The sequence below is a fragment of the Kitasatospora sp. NPDC058046 genome, assembly GCF_042885595.1.
GTDB lineage: Bacteria > Actinomycetota > Actinomycetes > Streptomycetales > Streptomycetaceae > Kitasatospora.
The window spans coordinates 33,373-53,797 of the sequence record NZ_JBHVRS010000015.1 but is presented as its reverse complement, the minus strand read 5'-3'; the positions used below and the strand labels follow the sequence as shown (position 1 = coordinate 53,797).

Below are 20,425 nucleotides of genomic sequence, written 5' to 3'. Positions count from 1 at the left end.
GGTCAAGGGATGTTGTGTATCCAACTCGGCTCCCCGCACGGCCCGCAAGACAGCGGGCGAGCATGTGATGAACTCGTCGGTAACACCCGCGTCGAGGCCTGACGGGCGGTCACCGCCCCGCCCCTCCGTACCGCGTGCCGGGAGCGGCGGTCAGACTGTCCCCAGCACCACGGAAGAACGGACGGGGGAAGGCATGGCCCGCAGGAAGAAGCAGAAGAGGCCGCTCGCGGAGGGGGTGGTCCGGCCGCCGAAGCGGGTCCGCAGGCGCCCGGAGCCGCAGCTGTCGCCGAAGGCGGTCCGCCGGACGGCCTGGCTGGTCGGGGTGCTCACCCCGGTGCTGATGGTCGGCCTGGCCGTGCTCGGCAGCAACCCGGACTACGAACTCCCCTGCGGCATCCTGGCGTTCGTGGTGCTCTCGGCGGGCGTCATCGGGCTCGGCTTCGTCCGGCCCCGCGGCCTGGTCATCTGGCCGGCCGTCCTGTTCGGCGTGCTGCTGCTGGCGCTGCCGGCGGGGAGCATCCGGGCGCAGATCCTCACCGACCGCGGGGTGGAGACCGCGGTGGTGGTCACCGCGGCCCACAGCGCCAAGGACAGGAACGGCACCGTCAGCTGGACCTGCGACCTGCGCCGCGCCGACGGGCGGCCGCTGCCGCACGCCCGGGTCGGCGGCTTCGGCTGCTCGGCGTACGCCGTCGGCGACACCGAGAACGTCCTGGTCGACCCGGCGGGCTGGGCCCCGCCGGTCTCCCTGGACGAGGACCTCCCGTTCCGCCGCGGCGGCGTCTACGTCACCGCGGCGCTGGCCGTCCTGTGGGGCCTGCTCACCCTGGTCGCGGCGCGCCGCACCCTGCGGGATCCGGGCGCCGCGGCCGGTCAGCGGGGCGGCAGGTAGCGCACCAGGACGTCGGAGCCGGTGCCGTTCAGGGCGCCGAACAGCAGGGTGGTGCCGAACGCGTCCACGGCGGGCGCGAAGGACGGGCCGACGCCCTCGGCGACCCGCTCGACCAGGCCGGTCCTCAGGTCCCGCCGGAAGAGGTCCGGGGCGCCGTTGGTGTCGCCGGGCACCAGGCCGGCGTCGTCCGAGACGAAGTAGGCCCAGCGGTCGTCCGCCGTCATGACGCCCGGCTGGGTGCCGGCGGGGGCCACCTCGGTGACCGCCCCGGTGCGCAGGTCGCGGGCGAGGAGCGGGACGCGGGTGGCGCCCTGGCCGGGCTCGAACACCCGGAACAGCGCGAACCGGCCGTCGGGGCTCAGCCGGCTCTGCCGCACGGCGTCGCGCAGGGTGCCGCTCGCGTCGACGCTCGCGCCCTCGATCCGGCCGGTGCGGGTGTCGTAGACGTAGAGCGGGAAGAGCTGGCGGGCGGGCGGCGGCTTCAGGGCGGGCCGGGCGGTCGGGCCGGTCGCGGCGGCCGGCAGCAGGTTGGCCGCCTTCGACCGGAACGCGACGGTCCGGCCGTCCGCGCTGAGCGAGGGCTCCACCGAGCCGCCGTCGGCGGGGACGCCGCCCTGCCCGGTGCTGACCAGCCGGGTGCCGCCGGTCCGGCGGTCCGTCAGGTAGACGTTGGCGGTGCCGGCCGCCGCCCCGGGGGCGAGGTCGGCGCGGTCCGAGGAGTAGGCGACGAAGCGGCCGTCGGCGCTGATCGCGGGGCTGACGGAGTTTCCGGCGCCGGTGCCGGCGGTGACCAGCTCGGTGCGGCCGGTCAGGCGGTCGCGGACGTAGACGTCGGTGCGGCCGCTGCCGTTCCCGGGGACGGCGTTGGCGGCGTCGCTGCTGAAGGCGACGTACCGGCCGTCGGCGCTGATCGCCGCCTGGCTGGTGGAGCCGTCCAGCTGGGCGCCGTCGTCGGCGAGGCTGACCCGCTCGGTGTGCCGCGTCCACAGGTCGCGGACGAAGACGTCGTAGAGGCGGTTGGTGTCCCCGGGCACCAGGTTCGAGGCCAGCGAGGTGAACAGGGCGTACCGGCCGTCGGCGCTCAGCCCGAGCGGCTCGGACCAGTCGTCGGCGGGCGCGCCGTCGGGGCTCACGTTCACCCGGACCGGGTCACCGCTCGCGGACGCGGATGCGGACGTGAGCGTGAGCGTGGCCGCGGGCTCGGGCCGCGCGTGGGCCGCCGGTGCCGCGGTGCCCGCCAGCAGCGCGGCCGCCAGGACACAGACCACCCGGAGCGTCGTCGTCTTCATGGGCTCCCCTCCCCTTGGATTCCTCGTGGATTCCCCCGCACTCCCCCGTCCCCCAGGAGGAAGCCAACCCTCCGGTCGTGGCCACGGTCAACCCGACCACGCCCGAGACGGGTACGATCTCGCCAACTCCCCTCCACATCAGGCGTGTTCCCGCTCTTCCTTGCCGGTTCGGCAAAAACCCCTTGGCCGCGCGCGGCCACCGGTGCGAGGGTCCGGGAATGACCGTTGACGAACCCTTTGCCCTGCCGACGGCCCTGCCCGGCGGCCTGCTCCTGCGCGAGTCCCGGCCGGAGGACGAGGAGCGGATCGGCGCGCTGCTCACGGAGCGGGGCGACCCGGGGGACGCGCTCGACCACCGCCTGGTGGTCGAGGACCCGGACGCCGGCCGGTCGGCCAGCGCCGTGGTGGTCGACGGCGACCGGGTCGTCTCCACCGCCACCCTGCTGGACGAGGAGCTGCGCCTCGGCGGTGTCCGGCTGCCCGCCGGGCAGGTCGACATGGTCGCCACCGACGGGGAGTACGAGGGCCGCGGCCTGGTCCGGGCCCTGCTGCGGTGGGCGCACGCACGCTCCGCCGCGCGCGGGCACGTGGTCCAGGTGATGATCGGAATCCCGTACTTCTACCGGCTGTTCGGCTACGAGTACGCGATCGACATCCCGGTCTCGCGGCCGCTGCTCACCGCCCCGCCCGCCGTCGGCGCCGGGGACGCCCCCGCGCTGCGCACCGCCCGAGCGGCGGACCTGCCCGCCCTGGCCGCGCTCCAGGAGCAGGCGCAGCGCGGCTTCGACCTCGCGATGGGCCACGCCCCCGCCCGCTGGCGCTGGCTGCTGGCGCACGAGGCGAGCACCCTGCGGGTGGTCGAGCGCGCGGGCGAGGTGGTGGCGGTGGGCCGCACCACCCCGGTGGACGACGGCGAGTTCCACCTGGTCGAGGCGGCCGCCGCGGACGAGCGGGCGGCGCGCGAACTGCTCGCCGGTGTGGCTGCGTTGGCGCCCGAGGCGCGGCTCCAGGTGGTGCACCGGCCCGGCACCCTGCCGGCCACCGTCTGGCACGGGCTGCTGGACGACACCCCGCGCCCCGAGGCGGAGCAGTACTACGTCCGCATCCCCGATCCGGCCGTGCTGCTCGACCGGCTGCGCCCCGTGTTCCGCCAACGCCTCGCTGCCGCCGGCCTGGACCGCGCCGACGGCGAACTGCTGCTCTCCACCTACCGCGCGCACTACCGGATCCCGCTCGGCGAGCGGGAGCCGGGCGAGGTGGTCACGGGCGGCACGATGCAGGGCACGGGCCCGGGCGGCGGCGTGGGCGTGGCGCCGGACGCGCTGGCGGCGCTGCTCTTCGGGCCGTACGGGCTGGAGGGGTTGAGCCGCATCCGGCCGGACGTGTACGGGCGTGGGGACGAGGAGCTGCACCGGGCGCTGTTCCCGCCGCTGACGTCCGATCTGCTGACGTACTACCTGCCGTGACGTCCCGTCCGCCGGGCCCCGTCACGGGGACCCCGCCCTGTCGGGGCCCGGGGGCCGGGGCGTAGGGTGCGCCCTGTGAACGAACTGATCTTCCGGGGGAAAGACAAGTTCCGCCCGTCCTGGTCCGATTTCGGTCTGCTCGCGATCATCCTCGCGGCCCAACTGGTCATCGGCTACGAGAGGCTCGGCCTCGTCCCGACGCTCCTGATCGTCGCCGGGACCCTGGTGATCGCCGTCCCGAGCCGCTACGCCACCATGCGGTGCTGGAGCCGGGTCGGTGCCGACGGGATCACCCTCTGCTGGGGGCTCGGCCGTGGCCGCACCTACTCCTGGCAGCAGATCGCCTGGATCGACGTGCGGGAGACCAAGGGCTTCGGCATGAGCGAGGGCACGCGCGCGGCCCGGATCCACACCGTCGACGGCCGGCGCCGCTCGCTTCCGGCCCTCCAGAGCAGCACCTTCTACCCGTCGGCCGACTTCGACACGGACTTCCGCCGGGTCGTCAACTGGTGGGAGCTCAGCACCGAGCCGGGCGAGCGCGTCCGGCCGGGCGCCCAGGTGCGGGACCGGCTGACGCCGGTGAAGGTCGGGCTCCTGGCCTCCGTCGTCCTCGGCGCCGTCATCCTCGTCGACGTCCTGCGGTAACCACCGGAACTCCCGGTCGGCTCCGGTTCCCGGGTGGGAGCCGGAGCCGACCTGTGTTTCCGCGCGACCGAAGCGCCGTCGGCGCACCGCGGTGCCGCCGGTCAGTCGACCACGGTGACCGTGAAGCCCTCGGGCGCCCGCAGCCGGACCGCGCCGGTGTGGTCGGTGGTCACCTCGATCGGCAGTCCGGCCACCGTCAGCCCCTCGATCCGCAGCGACTCGTACCCGGCGGGCACCCGCGCCCGGACCGTCAGCCGGCGGCCCGGTGCGTCGGCCTCCAGGCCGAGCAGCGACTGGAGGACCGTCACGGCGGAGGCGGCGGCCCAGGCCTGCGGGCGGCAGGACGCCGGGTACGGGACGGGACGGGCGTAGCGCTCGCGCGGGCGGCCGCCGAAGAGCTCGGGCAGCCGGTGGTCGAAGCCCGCGGCGGCGCGCACCAGTCCGGCGGCCAGCGGCTCGGCGGCCTCGTGCAGTCCGGCCTTGGCGAGGCCGTGGACGGCGATGGCGCTGTCGTGCGGCCAGACCGAACCGGTGTGGTAGCCGAGCGGGTTGAAGCCGGCCGCGGCGGCGTCCAGGGTGCGCAGCCCGTAGCCGCTGTCCATGCCCGGGGCGGTGAGCCGGGCGGCGACCAGGGCGCTCTCCTCGGCGTCGAGCAGGCCGGTGCCGAGCAGGTGGCCCATGTTGGAGGCGATCGAGTCGACCCGGCGCTTGTCCCCGTCGAGGGCGACCACCGGGTAGCGGCCGTTTCCGTCCTCGGTCCAGAAGCTGTCGCGGAAGCGTTCCCGCAGCCGCTCGGCCCACTGCCGCCAGTGCTCGGCGCCGGGGCGGCCGAAGGCCTCCAGCAGGTCGGCCGCCTTGACCGCCGCCTCGTGGGCGTAGGCCTGGACCTCGCTGAGCGCGATCGGGGCGTCGGCGATCCGGCCGTCGCGGAAGCGGATGCTGTCGGAGGAGTCCTTCCAGCCCTGGTTGGACAGGCCGCTGCCGGTGCTGTCCACGTACTCCAGGAAGCCGTCGCCGTCCGCGTCGGCGTACCGCTCCAGCCAGTCGAGGGCGGCCTCGGCGTGCGGGAGGAGGTCCTCGACCTGGTCGGCGGGCAGGCCCCAGCGCCAGGCGTCGTGCAGCAGGACGAGCCAGAGCGGGGTGGCGTCGGCGGTGCCGAAGTAGCAGGGCGGCAGGTGGGCGCCGGTGTCGAGGTGCTGCTCGGCGCGGCGGACCTCGTGCAGGATCTTGCCGGGCTGCTCCTCGGTGGCCGGGTCGACGGCGCGGCCCTGGCGCCGGGCCAGGGTGCGCAGGGTGCCGGCGGCGAGTTCGGTGCCGAGCGGGAGGAGCATCCGGGCCGCCCAGAGCGAGTCGCGGCCGAACAGGGTGAGGAACCAGGGCGCGCCGGCGCCGAGGAAGGTGTCGGCGGGGCTCAGCGGGTCGGTGAGCAGCAGGCCGCGCAGGTCCTGGTGGGAGCGGGTGAGCCAGTGGCCGAGGTCGTGTTCGCGGCCGGTGACCGCGGGGGCGCGCCAGGGGGCGGCGTCGGCGGGCGGGGCGGGGAAGAGGTCGCCCTCGGCGTGTTCGGCGGTGCACTCCAGGACGGCGTGCCAGGACTGGCCGGGGGCGAGTTCGATGTCGTAGCCGGCGGTGCCGGTGGCGGGGTCGAGGTGGTCGGGGGCCGGGGTGAGGGCGAGGACGGCGGTGAGCGGGCCCCGGCTCCAGCGCAGTGCGTCGTCGCCGTCGGCGCCGGGGATCAGCGGGGTGTCGGCGCGGCCGGCCTTGACGGTGTCCATCGCGGCGAAGTCGCTCTCGGCGCGCAGGTCCAGGCGCAGCCGGGCGGTGAGGTCGCCGCCGTTGTGGACGGTGTAGCGCTCGGTGAGACGTCCGGGGGCGAGTTCGCGGCGGCGTTCCAGGGTGGTGGCGGGGTCGGCGGTCCGCTCGGCGAGGCCGCGCAGCACGGTGACGAAGGTGGTGCTGCCGTCCGGTCCCTCGGCGGTGGCGACGGGGGCGTTGGGGACGCCGGGGACGGTGGCCTCCAGGCGGGAGAGGATCCGGCGGTCCCCGTGGAAGAAGCCGTCCGCTCCCCCGGCGAACCGGCCGTCGGGGCGGGAGGCGCAGAAGCTCGGGGCGGCCACGGAGAGCCGGGCGTCGTGCAGGAACGGCTGCAGGTCAATCGCTTCCATCGCTGACATGGTCTCTTCATCCTCTGCTGGGGGCTTGACAGTTGCTTCCACCCGGGCGCAACCTTTCTGCCGTTGGAGCGTTCCAAGACATTAACCCCCCTGGTGGGGATGATGGAACCCCGGATTGGAACGCTCCAACATTCATGTCGATGGAGACAGAACCTAGGATCGCCGTCATGCATGCACACTCATCGCCCCGGCCCAGGACAGGGTCCGCCGTGACCCTCGAAATGGTCGCCGCCCGGGCCGGCGTGGGCCGCCAGACGGTCTCCAACGCGATCAACTCGCCCGAGCTGCTGCGCCCGCAGACGCTGGAGCGGGTCCGGCGCGCCATCGACGAGCTCGGCTACCGGCCGCACCGGGCCGCGCAGGCCCTGAAGACCAGGGCCAGCAGGCTGATCGGCTACGGCATCCGCTCCAGCAGCACCGGCGTCGCGACCCCCGTCCTGGACCGGTTCCTGCACTCGCTCTCCGAGGCCGCCGACCGGGCCGGCTACCGGGTGGTGCTGTTCGCCGTCGCCCCCGGGGACGACGAGCTCACCAGCTACCGGCAGCTGCTGGACGAGCACGGCGCGGACGGCTTCGTGCTCAGCGGCACCGACCGCGGCGACCGCCGCCAGGGCTGGCTGCACGAACAGGGCGTCCCGTACGTCGCCTTCGGCCGCACCTGGAGCGGCCGGGACGTCGGCGACTGGGTCGACGTGGACGGCGCCGCCGGGACCTCGGCCGCCGTCCGGCACCTGGCCGGGCTCGGCCACCGCAGGATCGGCTTCCTCGGCTGGCCCAAGGGCTCCGGCGTCGGCGACGACCGCGCCCGCGGCTGGCAGAGCACGATGCGCGAACTCGGCCTGCCCACCCGGGGCCGCCGGGCCGAGAGCCCGGACGACCCGGAGCGCGCCACCGAGGCCGCCGAGCGGCTGCTCGCGGCCGGCGCGACCGCGGTCGTGGCCGCCAGCGACACCCTGGCCCTCGGCTGGTACCAGGCGCTGCGGCACGACGGCCGCACCCCCGGCCCGGAGGCGGCCGTCATCGGCTTCGACGACTCGCCGATCGCCCCCCTGCTCTTCCCCTCGCTGTCCAGCCTCGCCCAGCCGCTCGACGCGGTCGGCCGCGAGTGCATGCGGCTCCTGCTCGACCGGCTCGGCGACCGGCAACGGCCGACCGAACACGTCCTGCTGGAACCGGAACTGGTGCTCCGCGAAAGCGTGTGACACCGCTCCCCCGAGCCGTCTCCGACCCATCCCCCCACCCTCGCAAGGAGATCACGCATGGCCACCTCCCGCACCCTCGCCGCGGCCGCCGTCTGCGCGGCCGTCGCCCTCGGCGCCGTCACCGGCTGCTCCTCCTCCGGCGGCTTCGGCGACTCGACGGCCAAGCAGTCCTCCGGCGGCAAGCAGGACCTGACGGTGCTGATCGCCACCTCCGGCGAGGCCGAGACCGCCGCGGTCAAGGCGGCCACCGCCGCCTGGGCACAGCAGACCGGCAACACCGTCACGGTGCAGATCGCCAGCAACATCAACCAGCAGCTCGGCCAGGCCCTCGCCGGCGGCACCCCGCCGGACCTCTTCTACGTCAACTCCGACCAGTTCGCGAACTACGCCAAGGGCGGCTCGCTCTACGCCTACGGCGACCAGATACCCGACGCCGCGGACTTCTCCGAGCAGCTGCGCAAGGCCTTCAGCAACGACGGCAAGCTCACCTGCCTGCCCAAGGACAGCTCCACCCTGGGCCTGGCGATCAACACCGACCTCTGGAAGCAGGCCGGCCTGACCGAGGCCGACTACCCCACCACCTGGCAGCAGCTGTCCGACGACGCCGCCAAGCTCACCAAGGACGGCGTCACCGGCCTCGTCACCGCCCCCGACTACCAGCGGGTCGGCGCCCTGCTGAAGGAGGCCGGCGGCTGGATCACCGACCCCAAGCAGAAGACGATGACCGCCGACAGCCCGGCCAACAAGCAGGCGCTGGAGTACCTCCAGACCATGATGAAGGCCGGCTCCGCCAAGTACGTCGCCGAGGTGGACGCCGGCTGGGGCGGCGAGGCGCTCGGCAAGGGCAAGGCCGCGATGACCATCGAGGGCAACTGGCTGAAGGGGGCGATGGCCAAGGACTACCCGAACGTCCCGTACAAGGTGCTCCCGCTGCCCGCCGGCCCGGCCGGCCCCGGCACCCTCGCCTTCAGCAACTGCTGGGGCATCGCCGCCAAGAGCACCCACCAGGCCGCCGGCGTCGACCTGGTCAAGCACCTGACCAGCGCCGACCAGCAGCTGGAGTTCTCCAAGGCCTTCGGCGTGATGCCCTCGCGCACCAGCGCGCTGGCCACCTACGCCCAGCAGTACCCGGAGTCCAAGGCCTGGGTCGACGGCGTCGCCACCTCCCAGCCGCCGGTCACCATCGCCGGGTTCAACCAGGTGCTCACCCAGTTCAACACCGACCTCCAGTCGCTGAAGACCGGCGACCCGGCGGCCGTCCTGGGCAGCCTCCAGCGCAACGGCGAGCAGGCGCTCAAGAATGCCAAGTAAGAGCGCCGCCCGTACCGACCGCACCGCCCGTACGGCCCGCTCCGCCGGGACGAAGGCCGGGCGCGGCCTGCGCGAGGGAGCGTGGGGCTGGCTGTTCACCGGCCCCATGGTCCTCGTCCTCGGGCTCTTCATGGTCCTGCCCATCGCGATGGCCCTGTGGGTCAGCCTGCTGCACTGGGACGGCCAGTCCAACCCCTTCAGCGGCAGCGCGGACTTCGTCGGCCTGGACAACTACCGGCGGCTGTTCACCCAGGACGGCCTGGACCGCACCCTGTTCGCCACCTCGCTGCGCAACACCCTGTACTACGTGGTGCTGACCGTGCCGCTCCAGACGGGGCTGGCGCTCTTCCTCGCCATCGCCGTCAACCAGCGGATGCTGCGCGGCCGAGGCGCCCTGCGCACGGTGTTCTACTTCCCGTCCGTCACCAGCTCGATCGCCGTCTCGACGGTCTTCCTCTTCCTCTTCCAGGGCAGCGGCGCCGTCAACCGGATGCTCGGCTGGCTCGGCGTCCAGGGGCCGAACTGGTTCGCCGACCCGCGCGGACTGGTCTGGCTGGTCCTCGGCTGGTTCGGCGTCGACCAGCCGGCGCCGACCGCCGGCGGGCCGCTCGGACTCTCCTGGTCCGAGTGGTTCGCCGGGCCCTCGGTCGCGATGTCCACCCTGATCCTGATGGCGGTCTGGACCACCTCCGGCACGTTCATGCTGATCTTCCTCGCCGCCCTCCAGGACATCCCGCGCGAACTGGAGGAGGCCGCCGCCCTGGACGGCGTCAACCGCCGCCAACTGCTGCGCCACGTCACCCTGCCCGCGCTGCGTCCCGTCCTGTTCCTCGTCCTGACCCTCGGCCTGATCTCCACCTGGCAGGTCTTCGACCAGGTCTACGTGATGGGCAAGGGCGCCCCCGGCAACACCACCCTCACCCCCGCCTACCTGTCCTACTCCTCCGGCTTCGACAACGCCGACTACGGGCAGGGCGCCGCCATCGCGTTCGTCCTGCTCGGCCTGATCCTGCTGCTCACCGCCGTCCAGCGGTGGGTGCTGCGGGAACGGGACGGCAAGCCGGGGCGGAAGGGAGCCCGACGTGCCACGCACTGACGCCCCGCGGGCCGAGGACCGGCCGGTCCTCGGCCGCTTCCCCCGACCGCTGCGCCTCCTCGGCTACGCGGCCCTGGCCGGCTTCGCACTGATCTACCTGCTGCCGTTCCTGCTGCAGCTGGTGAACAGCTTCAAGACCGACCCGGACGCGGCCGCCCACCCGATGTCACTGCTCCCGGACGGCGGCACCCTCGCCTCCTACCGGCGGCTGCTCGGGCTGGCGGACGGCGTGGAGAACGTCCCGTTCCTGCGCTGGCTGGGCAACAGCGTGGTGGTGACCGTCCTGGTCACGGCCGGCCGGGTGCTGTTCGACTCGATGGCGGGCTACGCGCTGGCCCGGATCAGGTTCCCCGGCCGGCGGCTGCTCTTCGGCTTCGTGCTCGCCGTGATGGCGGTGCCGGGCGTGGTGCTGCTGATCCCCAAGTTCCTGGTGCTGAAGAGCTTCGGCATGTTCGACACCTACAGCGGGATGGTCCTGCCCCTGCTGGTCGACGCCGCCGGGATCTTCATCATGAAGCAGTTCTTCGAGTCGGTGCCGCGCGAGATCGAGGAGGCGGCGCGGATCGACGGCGCCGGGACCTTCCGGATCTTCTGGTCGGTCGTGCTGCCGATGTCCCGGCCCTCCCTGATCACCCTCACCGTGCTCTCCTTCCAGGGCTCCTGGAACGAGTTCACCCACTTCCTGGTCTCCACCCAGTCCAGCGACCACGACACCCTGACCACCGGACTCGCCCACTTCGTCGCCGGCGGCCTCGGCTCCGGCACCCAGTACCCGCTCAAGCTGGCGGCCGCGCTCGTCTCCACCCTCCCGGTGGCGCTGCTGTTCTTCTGCTTCCAGCGGCACTTCGTGCGCGACGCCAACTCGGGCTCGTCCAAGGGCTAGCCCCCGCTTTTCCCCTCTCCCATCCCTTCCGCACCACTCTGGAGAACACCCGTGCCCGCCCGCATCGAGGACTACGCGCTGATCGGCGACATGCAGACCACCGCCCTGGTCGGCCGGGACGGCTCCGTCGACTGGCTCTGCCTGCCCCGCTTCGACTCCCCGGCGGTCTTCGCCGGCCTGCTGGGGACCGACGAGCACGGCTTCTGGCGGCTCGGCCCGGGCGGCGACACCGCCGCCCCGGCCGTGCCCGCCGACCGCCGCCGCTACCGGGGCGACTCGCTGATCCTGGAGCAGGAGTGGGACACCGACGGCGGCACCGTGCGGGTGGTGGACTTCATGCCCCCGCGCGGTACCGCCGCCCCACAGCTGATCCGGATCGTCGAGGGCGTCTCCGGCACCGTGCGGATGCGCTCCGCACTGCGGATGCGCTTCTCCTACGGCCGGGTGGTGCCCTGGGTCCGCCGCGTCGAGGAGGGCGGGCAGTCGCGCACGGTGGCCGTCGCCGGCCCCGACTCGGTCTGGCTGGACGGCGAGGCCGAGACCTACGGCCGCGACCTCACCACCTACGCCGACTTCACCGTCACCGCCGGGGAGCGGATCGCCTTCGCCCTCACCTGGCAGGCCTCCCACCTCGACGCGCCCAAGCCCCCGGACGCCGAGGGCATGCTCGACGCCACCGCCGACTTCTGGCACGACTGGGCCGACCAGTGCACCTACCAGGGCCCCTACCGCGAAGCCGTGATCCGCTCCCTGATCACCCTCAAGGGCCTCACCTACGCCCCCACCGGCGGCATCGTCGCCGCCCCCACCACCTCCCTCCCCGAGGACATCGGCGGCGAACGCAACTGGGACTACCGCTACACCTGGCTGCGCGACGCCGCCATCACCCTCTCCTCCCTGCTGCGCACCGGCTACCGCGACGAGGCCAAGGCCTGGCGCGAATGGCTCCTGCGCGCCGTCGCCGGCGACCCCGAGAACCTGCAGATCATGTACGGCATCGCCGGCGAGCGCGAGCTCACCGAGTCCTCCCTCGACTGGCTGCCCGGCTACGAGGGCTCCCAGCCCGTCCGCATCGGCAACGGCGCCGCCGGACAACTCCAACTCGACGTCTACGGCGAGGTCGTCGAAGCCCTCCACCTCGCCCACATGACCGGCCTCGTCCGCAACGACCACGCCCACCAGCTCCAACTGCGCCTGATCGACTACCTCGAGGACCACTGGCAGAACCCCGACGAGGGCATCTGGGAGGTCCGCGGCCCCCGCCGCCACTTCGTCCACTCCAAGGTCATGGCCTGGGTCGCCGTCGACCGCACCATCGAACTGCTGGAACGGACCGACGAGCAGGGCCCGTTGGAGCGGTGGCGCGCGCTGCGCGACACCATCCACGCCGACGTCTGCGAGCACGGCTACGACCCGGACCGCAACACCTTCACCCAGTCGTACGGCTCACGCGAACTCGACGCCTCCCTGCTGCTGATCCCCCAGGTCGGCTTCCTGCCCGCCGACGACAAGCGCGTCATCGGCACCATCGAGGCCATCCAGCGCGAACTGTCCACCGAGGACGGCTTCGTCCTGCGCTACCCCACCGACGGCGGAGTGGACGGCCTGCCGGGCGACGAAGGCGCCTTCCTCGCCTGCTCCTTCTGGCTCGCCGACGCCCTCGCCCTGATCGGCCGCACCGACGAGGCCCGCGAACTGTTCGAGCGCCTGCTGTCGATCCGCAACGACGTCGGCCTGCTCGCCGAGGAGTGGGACCCGCGCCTCAAGCGCCAGGTCGGCAACTTCCCCCAGGCCTTCAGCCACGTCCCGCTGATCGACACCGCCCTGCGGCTCACCCAGCCCCTCGGCCCGGAATCCGGGGACACCACAGCTCCGTGAGACCGGCAACCACAGGGCCGGGAAGTGATCAACAGCACACTGGTTCCGCCTCTCGCCGGTGGTGCAGACTGAGCGCTTCGCGCACGCCCCACATCCGGGCGCGCGGATTCCGTTCAGGGGGATTTGATGGAACGTCGTACGGTTCTGCGTGGACTGGTGGGCCTGCCGGTCGGAGCGATGGCGGTGCTCTCCGCCGCCCGACCGGCCTGGGCCGACTTCACCACGACGGTGAATCCGTCGGCCAACTGGGGGACCTGGGAAGGGTGGGGCACCTCGCTCGCCTGGTGGGCCAACCAGCTCGGCCCCCGGGAGGACCTGGCCGATGTGCTGTTCAGCCGGAAGACCGTCCGGTTCCAGGGGCAGACGGTACCCGGGCTGGGGATGAACGTGGTCCGCTACAACGTCGGCGGCTCGGGAACGAACAGCATCGGCGGCCGGACGATGAAGCCCGGTCCGACACTGGACGGCTTCAAGCAGATCGAGGGCTACCAGCTCGACTGGGCCTCCGCGGACCCGCAGTCGTCCAGCTGGAACTGGAACGCCGACGCGCACCAGCGCGACATGATGTGGCTGGCCCGGGACCGCGGCGCCGACAGGTTCGAGCTCTTCAGCAACTCGCCGATGTGGTGGATGCTGAAGAACGACGACCCCCGCGGAGCGCCGGACGGCTGGAGCTGCAACCTGCGGGACGACAACTTCGGCCGCCACGCGGCGTACATGGCGACGGTGGCCCGGTACGCCCACGACCACTGGGGCATCGACTTCACCTCCGTCCAGCCGGTCAACGAGCCGGGGGCCAACTGGGGTGGCTACTCGCCGGACTTCGTCGGCGGACAGGAGGGCTGCCACTACGACCGGCCCCGACTGGCCGAGATCATCCGGCAGACCCGCACCCAGCTGGACGCGCGCGGCCTGCACTGGATGATGGTGGCGGGCCTCGACGACTGGGGCGTCGGCAGCGCCGCGTACAACTGGCACGACAACCCCGACTTCGACGCCGCCACCCGCGCGGCCGTGGGACGGGTGAACGTCCACGGCTACGACGTCGACGGTGACCGCGACGCGCTGTACAAGATGGTGGCGGCGGACGGCAAGAACATCTGGATGTCCGAGTACGGCGACGGTGACACCAGCGGCCTCCAGCTCGCCCGGAACCTCAACTTCGACCTGCGCTGGCTGCACCCCACGGCATGGGTCATCTGGCAGATCCTCGACTGGGAGAACTACGGGGCGATCACCCTCACCAACGGGGTGATCGGCGCGGTCAACCCGAAGTACTTCCTGCTCGCCCAGTACATGAGGCACATCCGCCCCGGCATGACGATCATCGACGCGGGCCACCCCGACGCCGTCGCGGCCTACGACAGCGTGAACCACAAGCTGGTCATCGTCGCCGTGAACTACGGGGAAGGACAGTGGATCAACTTCGACCTCTCCCGGTTCGGCAGGCCCGGTCAGGACGGCGCCCTGGTCGAGCGGTGGGCCACCGGGACGGACGCCGGCGGTGAGCGCTACCAGCAGCACGCGGACACCGTGATGCGCGGCACCCGGTTCTGGTCCTACTTCAACGCCCGTACCGTGCAGACCTTCGAGGTCTCCGACGTCCACCTGTAGGACGTCCGCCGGCAAGGGGCCCCGCCCTGGTGCCCGCCCCTGCCCGTCGACCCGGTCGGTCGGCGGGCAGGGGCCGGGGCTCACTCCTGTACGGGCACGCACTCGTCGAGCAGGCCGACGATGTCGCGCCAGGCCCACTGGGCCTGCCGCGGGTGGTGGGCGACGCCGGGGAGCACGGCGTGGCCGACCGTCGGGTGGTGGAAGGCGTGCTGGGCGCCGCCGTAGACCACCAGGCGCCAGTCGACGCCCGCGGCCTGCATCTCGGCGGCGAAGGCGTCCCGCCGCTCGGCGGGCATGATCGGGTCCTCCGACCCGACCCCGGCCCATACCGGGCAGCGGATCCGGGCGGCCTCCCCAGGGCGGCCCGTGACCAGGCCGTTGACCGTCCCGATCGCCCGCAGGTCGACGCCGTCGCGCCCGAGTTCCAGCGCGATCGCGCCCCCGGTGCCGTAGCCGATGGCGGCGATCCGCTCGGGGTCGGTCCGCGGTTCGGCGAGTAGCACGTCGAGGGCCGCGTGGCCGATGCCCCGCATCCGGTCGGGGTCGTCGAGCAGCGGCATCACCCGCGCCAGCATCTCCTGCGGGTCGCTGATCCAGCGCCCGCCGTGGAGGTCGAAGGCCAGTGCCACATAGCCCAGTTCGGCGAGGGCGTCGGCCCGGCGGCGCTGGAAGTCGTTCAGGCCCGGCCCCTCGGGCCCGATCAGGACCGCGGGCCGGCGGCCGGTTCCGGCGGGCAGCGCGAGGTGCCCGATCATCGTCATTCCGTCGGCCGGGTACTCGACCGTACGCGTGGTGACCATCGTCATGGAACGGGACTGTAGTGAGGACCGGCCCCCGCCCGGGCCCGACTTAGCCGTCGGCAGAGCGGGCGGCCCGCCGCCCCGCCGCAGGCCGATCCGCCACTCGCGCACCCGTAGACTCGGGCGCGAGCCGGACGGGATGAGGACCGATGGACTACTGCCGCCACGAGTTGAGCAACTGCGCGGACTGCGCTCCGCGGGCGCGGCCCCGCGAGGGCGCGCCCGGCGCCGAGTGGGACGGCTGGCCGCCGTCGGCGATCATCGTCCACGCCAGCCGGAAGGCGCATCTGCCGGGCTGCCCCCACATCCTCCCGGCCGACGTCGAACCGCCGGTCTACGGCTGGGTGCTCGACCCCTCGCCGGGGGCGTGGCGCCGGCTCTCCGACTCCAACCCGCTGCACGCCACCGGGGGCAACACCCAGCGCTCCGCGACCAGCCGCTGTCAGGACTGCGACGCCACCCAGTAGGCCGTACCGGAGGTCGGGGGCACGGTCACCGCGAACGTCCCGGCGGCCGCCGCTGCGCTTCGCGTCGGAGCGGCTCCGCTGCGTGAGAGACTGGCGCGGTCAGTGTGATCCCTGTGCAAGGAGTGGACATGGCCGACCGCCAGAACGGCACCGTGAAGTGGTTCAACGACGAGAAGGGCTACGGGTTCATCACCCCGGAGTCCGGCCCGGACCTGTTCGTGCACTTCAGGTCGATCGAGGGGGCCGGCTTCAAGTCCCTCGTCGAGGGCCAGCGGGTGACGTTCGAGGCGGTCCAGGGCCAGAAGGGGATGCAGGCCGACAAGGTCCAGGTCGTCGAAGGCTAGGGCGTGCCCCGGGCCTGACGGGTGGCGGCCCGGCTACACCGGCCGCCGGCCGGTGAGCCTCTGCCACCGGTCCCGTGCCTCGTCCAGTTCCCGGCGGGCCCCGGGGATGCGCGTGTCCGCCTTCTGGCGGGCCAGCACGTCGGCGAGCCGGCGCCGGGCCTCCTCCTGGTCGGCCGTGTCCTCGACCGCTTCGCGCAGGTCGGCCTCGGCCCGGGGCACGAGCGCCTGGCGTTCGGCCGTGGCCGCCTTGGCGTCGGCGGCGGCGTTGAACACCTCGACGACGAACTTCCGGACCTCGGCCTCGGGCGTCCCGTCCAGCGGGACGGAGACCATCTGCCGACGGCCGGTCGGGAGCGCCACGTAGACGTGGCCGTCGGTGCCGGAGTACTCGTCGAGGAGCGCGACCTCGTGCAGCGGGTACTCCGCCGTACGGCCCTCGGCCGTCACCTCCAGTGCCCGGTCGTACAGCCGCAGGCTGTCCCCGAGGGAGGACCTCAGCGACCCCCGGTCCGGGGACCGGAGCCGGTCCAGGTGCGCCCGGGCCTCGCCGACCCGGCTCGCGTGGGCCCGCTCGGCCGCTTCGACGGCGGAGCGGGCCCTGCCGCGTTCGCGGCCCGCCTCGCGCTTCAGGTCGCGGAGCTTCCCTCGGGCGGCGTCCAGGTCGCGCCGGTGCTCGGCGTACTCCGGGCCGAAGGCGCACCGCCAGCCCCCGGGGTAGCGCAGCATCAGCCAGGCCACCGCTCCGGCGGCCACCAGCACGACCGTCAGGATCCAGCCCACGGGCCCCATCGCTCCCCCTCCCACCGGTTCCCTCGGCCGGCAGCGGCTCCCGCCGGTCCCGGACGGAGCCGATCGTACGAACGGCGGCCCGTCGGCGTGCGGGATTCCGGGAATCAGGAAGGCTCCTCGGGCCCGACTTCCGGGTTTTGGTCATGTTTTTGGCCGTTCTGGTTAAAGACCACGCCAAATAATCGAATGACCTCTTGCCGAAACTGTGATCACATGTGTGGGCGCTGTGGCGTTGTGCGTCACAGGGGAGGGACCGGTCCGCCTCACCGGGCGGGCCCGATCAACAGGAGCCGCACCATCAACACCGCCATCCGCAAGGCCGCCCGTGGGGCCGTGCCCGTCGCCGTCACCGCCTCCGTGCTCGCCACCGGCCTCACCGCCTGCGGCACCGTCCAGCAGCTGTCCGCCGCGCAGAAGGTGTCGAAGGCCTTCGACAAGGTCCGCGACGGCAAGTCGGCCGGCTTCACCCTCTCCATCGACGCCACCCCCGAGCAGGTCGCCGCGTTCGCCAACTCCGGTGAGCACAAGGGCGGCAAGGGCATGATCGGTGCCGCCCGGGGCGACGGCGACATGGACGAGAAGACCGCCAAGGCGATCTCCGGCCTCTCCGTCTCGGTCGCCATCTCGGCCGACAAGCCGCTCAAGGACGTCGAGGCCTTCAGGGACGCCGCCAAGGCCGACAAGAACACCGACCTGACGCTCGACAAGTCGGTGCGCGTCTCCTACGTGCTCGCCGACCGCAGCGGCACCGCGCTGCTGGAGTACCGTCAGGTCGACGCCACCGGGTACCTGCACGCCGACGCCAAGGGCCTGGTCAAGCTGGCCGGCGAGGACCCGTCCGTAGTGGACGAGCTGCGCAAGGGCATGCCCGAGCAGCTGAAGCCGGTCGGGGACGTGCTGGCCGGCAAGTGGGTCTCCTTCGACCTCCAGTCGCTCGCGGACCAGGCGAAGGAGTCCGACGGCAAGAAGGCCGCCGCCCCGAGCGCCGCCCCCACCCTCGACCCGGAGCTCCAGAACCAGCTCCTCAACTCGATCAAGGACGTGATCGGCCGCACCGTCACGTACGAGGACAAGGGCAAGAAGGACGGCACCGAGCACCTCTGGGTGAGCGCCCCGGCCCGGCAGCTGGTGGACGAGATGTTCAAGGCCGTCAAGCCGCTGTCCGCCAAGTTCCCCAAGCAGCTGGGCGACTTCCCGGACCAGGCCCCGAGCGACGTGCCGGACCGTAGGATCGGCGTCGACCTCTACCTGAAGGACGGCGCCTTCTCCTCCGCCACCTTCGACCTCGCCCAGCTGGCCGACAAGGTGGAGCCGGGCGTCAACTTCCCGGTGAAGCTCGCCTTCAGCCAGGCGGCCCCGAACGTCCAGGCCCCGGCCGACGCCGTCAAGGTGACCGACGAGCAGCTGATGGACGCGGTGCTGGGCCTGGCCACCGCCGGGGACGACTCCGACGACGAGGACCCGGAGGACCTGCCCGCCGCCGCTCCGCTGACCGCCGCCCAGCTCAAGGAGCTCGCCGCGCTCGGCATCCCGGAGGTCCGGGCCCGCGTCTACAACGAGGCCGGCCTGACCTTCCAGGACATCAAGGAGATCGCCAGGACGACCGCCCCCGCCGGGGCGTAGCCGTACCGACCCGACCGGCCGACCGCCCCCGAGCGGTCGGCCGGTCGCGTATTTCCGGCCGCGTGCTCCCGGCCGCGCCTCATCGGTCAGCCGCCCGACGGCCGCCGGGAGCACGGGTCGAGCAGTTCGACCCGGCCCTCGCGGAGGTGGCCGCGGTGACCGTCCCCGTACTCCAGCCGCAGGCTGCGGTCCGCCGGGGCGCCGACCACGACGGCGCACTCGACCGCGGCATAGGAGGACTCGCGGTAGACCCACACCCTGTCCCCGACGTGGAACTCCGCCGTCTCCGAGACGATCACCGGGCTCACCTCCCTTCGGGCCCCGCCCACTCGTCTGTACGGTGCGCGGCGCCCGGCTGTTCACCTCCGGCCGGAGCCGGCCGCGGTCACCGGCCGGGCGGCCGGGTCGGCGCCGTGCCGGTCGGCAGGTCGGCCGGGCGGCCCTCCTGGTCCACCGCGGTGCCGTCGGGGTAGCTGGCGCACTCGCTGCCCGCGCTCACCTCGAGGGTGTGGTACGCGGGGTCGAAGCGCAGCGAGGCGCTCTCCGCGAGGGAGCCGGGGCCGGAGTCCGGCGGCGTCAGCGTCAGGCTGGGGACCGGGGCGGACTCGTCGGAGGAGGCGACCGTCCAGCCCTGGGCGGTCAGGCTCTGCCGGGCCCGTCCCACCGCCTCCTCCCACTCGGGCCGGGTGACCCCGGTGAGGGTGAACCGCGCGCGCAGGGCCGCCGTGCGGGGCTGGTCGGCGCCGGTGTCGTTCATGCTCTCCAGGAGGTGGGAGAGGCCCCGGGCGGAGCAGGCGCCGTAGATCCGGGCCGTGATCCCGTCGTCCCCGCGGTGGTCAGGAGCCGGTGTCGCCTCCGGGCGCAGCGCGAGGGCCTCGTAGACGGTCTGCGTCCGGGCGTCCAGGTGCCGCGCGACGGCCGCCGGGTCCGCCACGGGGTACGGCTTGCCCGTCCAGGCCGCCTCCGCCGCCCCGTACGCCGTGTACCCGACCGTGCCGAGCACCAGGACCCCGGCGGCCCCGGCCACCGCCGTGACCCGCACGGCCGTGCGGCGGCCCGGGCCGTCCTTCGTTGCGCGATTCCTCATGATCACCATCGTTCACCGCCGGGCCGGGCCGCCGCATGAGTACGGATACTCACCCGGCGGCGTCGGCGTACTCGCGGTCGGACGGGGCGGCGGGTCAGGCGTGGGTGGCAGGTCAGGCGTGGGCGGCGGCGCACTCCGGGTGGCCCCAGGAGCTGCCGACCTTGGTGATCTTGTCGCCCTTGGCGTACCCGCGGCTGCACGGGCAGGTGCCGGGGAAGCGGGCGTTCAGGGTGCGCGAGCCGCCGCTCCGCTTGGCGGCGCCCGTGCTGCCGGTGGCGCCGGTGGAGGCGGAGGCGGCGGGCCGGGTGCTGCGCGCCTTGGGGGCCTTCGAGGCGGCGGCCGGGTCGGGGACGGGCAGGTCGGCGGCGGTGCCGGAGGCGTCCTGCTGGGTGCGGGCGGCGTCGCTGGCGGCCTTGTCGGCGATGGCGTTCAGCGGGTCGCCGTCCACCTGGTGGGCCGGCACGTACACGAAGGTGACGTCCCGGCCCTCCAGCAGGGCGTCGATCGCCTGGATCAGCTCCTGGTTGGCGACCGGCTTGCCGGCCGCCGTCTTCCAGCCGTTGCGCTTCCAACCCTTCAGCCACTTGGTCACCGAGTCGCGGGTGTAGGTGCTGTCCAGCCGCACCTCCAGCGGCGCCGCCGGGTCCGTCGCGGCCAGCAGCTGCCGCAGCGCCGTCAGCTCGCCCACGTTGTTGGTGCTGTGCCCGAGCGCGCCGGCCTGCCAGCGCTGGGGCGCCCCGGTGGCGTCCGCGACCACGTAGGCCCAGCCCGCCGGCCCGGGGTTGCCCTTGGCTGCTCCGTCACACGCTGCAATGACTCGTTCGACCATGCCCCGATCATGCCTGGTCGGACGGCCCGGAGACAAAGC

Annotated in this window: 19 protein-coding genes; 12 read left to right on the top strand and 7 right to left on the bottom strand. The window is 73.3% G+C overall.

What is annotated here, in order from left to right:
- Positions 1–193 precede the first annotated feature (193 nt).
- A complete protein-coding gene (locus ACFVU7_RS27315; protein ID WP_380745469.1) occupies positions 194–892 on the top strand; it encodes a hypothetical protein in 699 nt (232 codons plus the stop codon).
- Here the strand turns inward: ACFVU7_RS27315 and ACFVU7_RS27310 are convergent.
- On the bottom strand, positions 874–2,181 hold the full coding sequence (locus tag ACFVU7_RS27310; RefSeq protein ID WP_388047612.1) for a hypothetical protein: 1,308 nt from the start codon (positions 2,179–2,181) through the stop codon (positions 874–876). The two genes, ACFVU7_RS27315 and ACFVU7_RS27310, sit on opposite strands and share 19 nt — an antisense overlap.
- Positions 2,182–2,399: 218 nt before the next feature.
- On the opposite strand from ACFVU7_RS27310, the gene ACFVU7_RS27305 reads away from it, so the two are divergent.
- Together ACFVU7_RS27305 and ACFVU7_RS27300 are read left to right on the top strand one after the other, a co-directional pair.
- Positions 2,400–3,647, top strand: a complete 1,248-nt coding sequence (locus tag ACFVU7_RS27305) for a GNAT family N-acetyltransferase (protein WP_388047609.1) — start codon at positions 2,400–2,402, stop codon at positions 3,645–3,647.
- A 75-nt stretch (positions 3,648–3,722) separates the two neighbouring features.
- The gene (locus tag ACFVU7_RS27300; RefSeq protein WP_388047608.1) at positions 3,723–4,292 is read left to right on the top strand and encodes a PH domain-containing protein; all 570 of its coding nucleotides are present in this window, start codon (positions 3,723–3,725) and stop codon (positions 4,290–4,292) included.
- Between the two features lie 101 nt (positions 4,293–4,393).
- Here the strand turns inward: ACFVU7_RS27300 and ACFVU7_RS27295 are convergent, their stop codons facing one another.
- Entirely contained in the window at positions 4,394–6,454 is a 2,061-nt protein-coding gene (locus ACFVU7_RS27295; protein ID WP_388047606.1) for a glycogen debranching N-terminal domain-containing protein, read from the bottom strand.
- Positions 6,455–6,672: 218 nt separating this feature from the next.
- Here ACFVU7_RS27295 and ACFVU7_RS27290 point away from each other — a divergent pair, with 218 nt between their 5' ends.
- The 6 genes from ACFVU7_RS27290 to ACFVU7_RS27265 all read left to right on the top strand — a co-directional run bounded on the left by ACFVU7_RS27290 (position 6,673) and on the right by ACFVU7_RS27265 (position 14,447).
- Entirely contained in the window at positions 6,673–7,665 is a 993-nt protein-coding gene (locus ACFVU7_RS27290) for a LacI family DNA-binding transcriptional regulator (protein ID WP_310593080.1), read from the top strand.
- 57 nt (positions 7,666–7,722) lie between these two features.
- Positions 7,723–8,976, top strand: coding sequence for an extracellular solute-binding protein (locus ACFVU7_RS27285; RefSeq protein WP_388047604.1), 1,254 nt, complete (start codon positions 7,723–7,725; stop codon positions 8,974–8,976).
- Positions 8,966–10,072 (top strand): carbohydrate ABC transporter permease, encoded by a 1,107-nt coding sequence (locus ACFVU7_RS27280; RefSeq protein ID WP_388047602.1) that lies wholly within the window; start codon positions 8,966–8,968, stop codon positions 10,070–10,072. Before ACFVU7_RS27285 ends, ACFVU7_RS27280 begins: the two co-directional genes overlap by 11 nt.
- Positions 10,059–10,955: a carbohydrate ABC transporter permease gene (locus tag ACFVU7_RS27275; RefSeq protein ID WP_079272266.1), complete on the top strand. Its 897-nt coding sequence runs from the start codon at positions 10,059–10,061 to the stop codon at positions 10,953–10,955. Before ACFVU7_RS27280 ends, ACFVU7_RS27275 begins: the two co-directional genes overlap by 14 nt.
- A 51-nt stretch (positions 10,956–11,006) precedes the next feature.
- A complete protein-coding gene (locus ACFVU7_RS27270) occupies positions 11,007–12,833 on the top strand; it encodes a glycoside hydrolase family 15 protein (RefSeq protein WP_388047600.1) in 1,827 nt (608 codons plus the stop codon).
- Positions 12,834–12,959: 126 nt separating this feature from the next.
- Positions 12,960–14,447, top strand: a complete 1,488-nt coding sequence (locus tag ACFVU7_RS27265; RefSeq protein WP_074003184.1) for a glycoside hydrolase — start codon at positions 12,960–12,962, stop codon at positions 14,445–14,447.
- Between the two features lie 80 nt (positions 14,448–14,527).
- Here the strand turns inward: ACFVU7_RS27265 and ACFVU7_RS27260 are convergent, their stop codons facing one another.
- Positions 14,528–15,253: a dienelactone hydrolase family protein gene (locus ACFVU7_RS27260; RefSeq protein WP_388047598.1), complete on the bottom strand. Its 726-nt coding sequence runs from the start codon at positions 15,251–15,253 to the stop codon at positions 14,528–14,530.
- 143 nt (positions 15,254–15,396) lie between these two features.
- Here ACFVU7_RS27260 and ACFVU7_RS27255 point away from each other — a divergent pair, with 143 nt between their 5' ends.
- Together ACFVU7_RS27255 and ACFVU7_RS27250 are read left to right on the top strand one after the other, a co-directional pair.
- Positions 15,397–15,714, top strand: a complete 318-nt coding sequence (locus ACFVU7_RS27255) for a hypothetical protein (RefSeq protein ID WP_387977166.1) — start codon at positions 15,397–15,399, stop codon at positions 15,712–15,714.
- 128 nt (positions 15,715–15,842) lie between these two features.
- On the top strand, positions 15,843–16,058 hold the full coding sequence (locus ACFVU7_RS27250; RefSeq protein ID WP_049650536.1) for a cold-shock protein: 216 nt from the start codon (positions 15,843–15,845) through the stop codon (positions 16,056–16,058).
- A gap of 33 nt (positions 16,059–16,091) precedes the next feature.
- Here the strand turns inward: ACFVU7_RS27250 and ACFVU7_RS27245 are convergent, their stop codons facing one another.
- Positions 16,092–16,838, bottom strand: coding sequence for a hypothetical protein (locus tag ACFVU7_RS27245; protein WP_388047596.1), 747 nt, complete (start codon positions 16,836–16,838; stop codon positions 16,092–16,094).
- 342 nt (positions 16,839–17,180) lie between these two features.
- Here ACFVU7_RS27245 and ACFVU7_RS27240 point away from each other — a divergent pair, with 342 nt between their 5' ends.
- Positions 17,181–18,470, top strand: a complete 1,290-nt coding sequence (locus ACFVU7_RS27240; protein WP_380745426.1) for a hypothetical protein — start codon at positions 17,181–17,183, stop codon at positions 18,468–18,470.
- Positions 18,471–18,556: 86 nt separating this feature from the next.
- Here ACFVU7_RS27240 and ACFVU7_RS27235 read toward each other — a convergent pair whose 3' ends face one another.
- The 3 genes from ACFVU7_RS27235 to ACFVU7_RS27225 all read right to left on the bottom strand — a co-directional run bounded on the left by ACFVU7_RS27235 (position 18,557) and on the right by ACFVU7_RS27225 (position 20,386).
- Positions 18,557–18,769 (bottom strand): hypothetical protein, encoded by a 213-nt coding sequence (locus ACFVU7_RS27235; RefSeq protein WP_117485691.1) that lies wholly within the window; start codon positions 18,767–18,769, stop codon positions 18,557–18,559.
- 86 nt (positions 18,770–18,855) lie between these two features.
- Positions 18,856–19,557: a hypothetical protein gene (locus ACFVU7_RS27230; RefSeq protein WP_388047594.1), complete on the bottom strand. Its 702-nt coding sequence runs from the start codon at positions 19,555–19,557 to the stop codon at positions 18,856–18,858.
- A gap of 112 nt (positions 19,558–19,669) precedes the next feature.
- Positions 19,670–20,386, bottom strand: a complete 717-nt coding sequence (locus tag ACFVU7_RS27225) for a ribonuclease H (protein ID WP_388047592.1) — start codon at positions 20,384–20,386, stop codon at positions 19,670–19,672.
- Positions 20,387–20,425 lie beyond the last annotated feature (39 nt).

Bases quoted from the DNA above. Each gene is read 5' to 3' on its own strand.
- ACFVU7_RS27315 (WP_380745469.1), top strand. From the start codon at position 194: ATGGCCCGCAGGAAGAAGCAGAAGAGGCCGCTCGCGGAGGGGGTGGTC.
- ACFVU7_RS27310 (WP_388047612.1), bottom strand. From the start codon at position 2,181: ATGAAGACGACGACGCTCCGGGTGGTCTGTGTCCTGGCGGCCGCGCTG.
- ACFVU7_RS27305 (WP_388047609.1), top strand. From the start codon at position 2,400: ATGACCGTTGACGAACCCTTTGCCCTGCCGACGGCCCTGCCCGGCGGC.
- ACFVU7_RS27295 (WP_388047606.1), bottom strand. From the start codon at position 6,454: ATGGAAGCGATTGACCTGCAGCCGTTCCTGCACGACGCCCGGCTCTCC.
- ACFVU7_RS27285 (WP_388047604.1), top strand. From the start codon at position 7,723: ATGGCCACCTCCCGCACCCTCGCCGCGGCCGCCGTCTGCGCGGCCGTC.
- ACFVU7_RS27280 (WP_388047602.1), top strand. From the start codon at position 8,966: ATGCCAAGTAAGAGCGCCGCCCGTACCGACCGCACCGCCCGTACGGCC.
- ACFVU7_RS27265 (WP_074003184.1), top strand. From the start codon at position 12,960: ATGGAACGTCGTACGGTTCTGCGTGGACTGGTGGGCCTGCCGGTCGGA.
- ACFVU7_RS27260 (WP_388047598.1), bottom strand. From the start codon at position 15,253: ATGACGATGGTCACCACGCGTACGGTCGAGTACCCGGCCGACGGAATG.
- ACFVU7_RS27255 (WP_387977166.1), top strand. From the start codon at position 15,397: ATGGACTACTGCCGCCACGAGTTGAGCAACTGCGCGGACTGCGCTCCG.
- ACFVU7_RS27250 (WP_049650536.1), top strand. From the start codon at position 15,843: ATGGCCGACCGCCAGAACGGCACCGTGAAGTGGTTCAACGACGAGAAG.
- ACFVU7_RS27230 (WP_388047594.1), bottom strand. From the start codon at position 19,557: ATGAGGAATCGCGCAACGAAGGACGGCCCGGGCCGCCGCACGGCCGTG.
- ACFVU7_RS27225 (WP_388047592.1), bottom strand. From the start codon at position 20,386: ATGGTCGAACGAGTCATTGCAGCGTGTGACGGAGCAGCCAAGGGCAAC.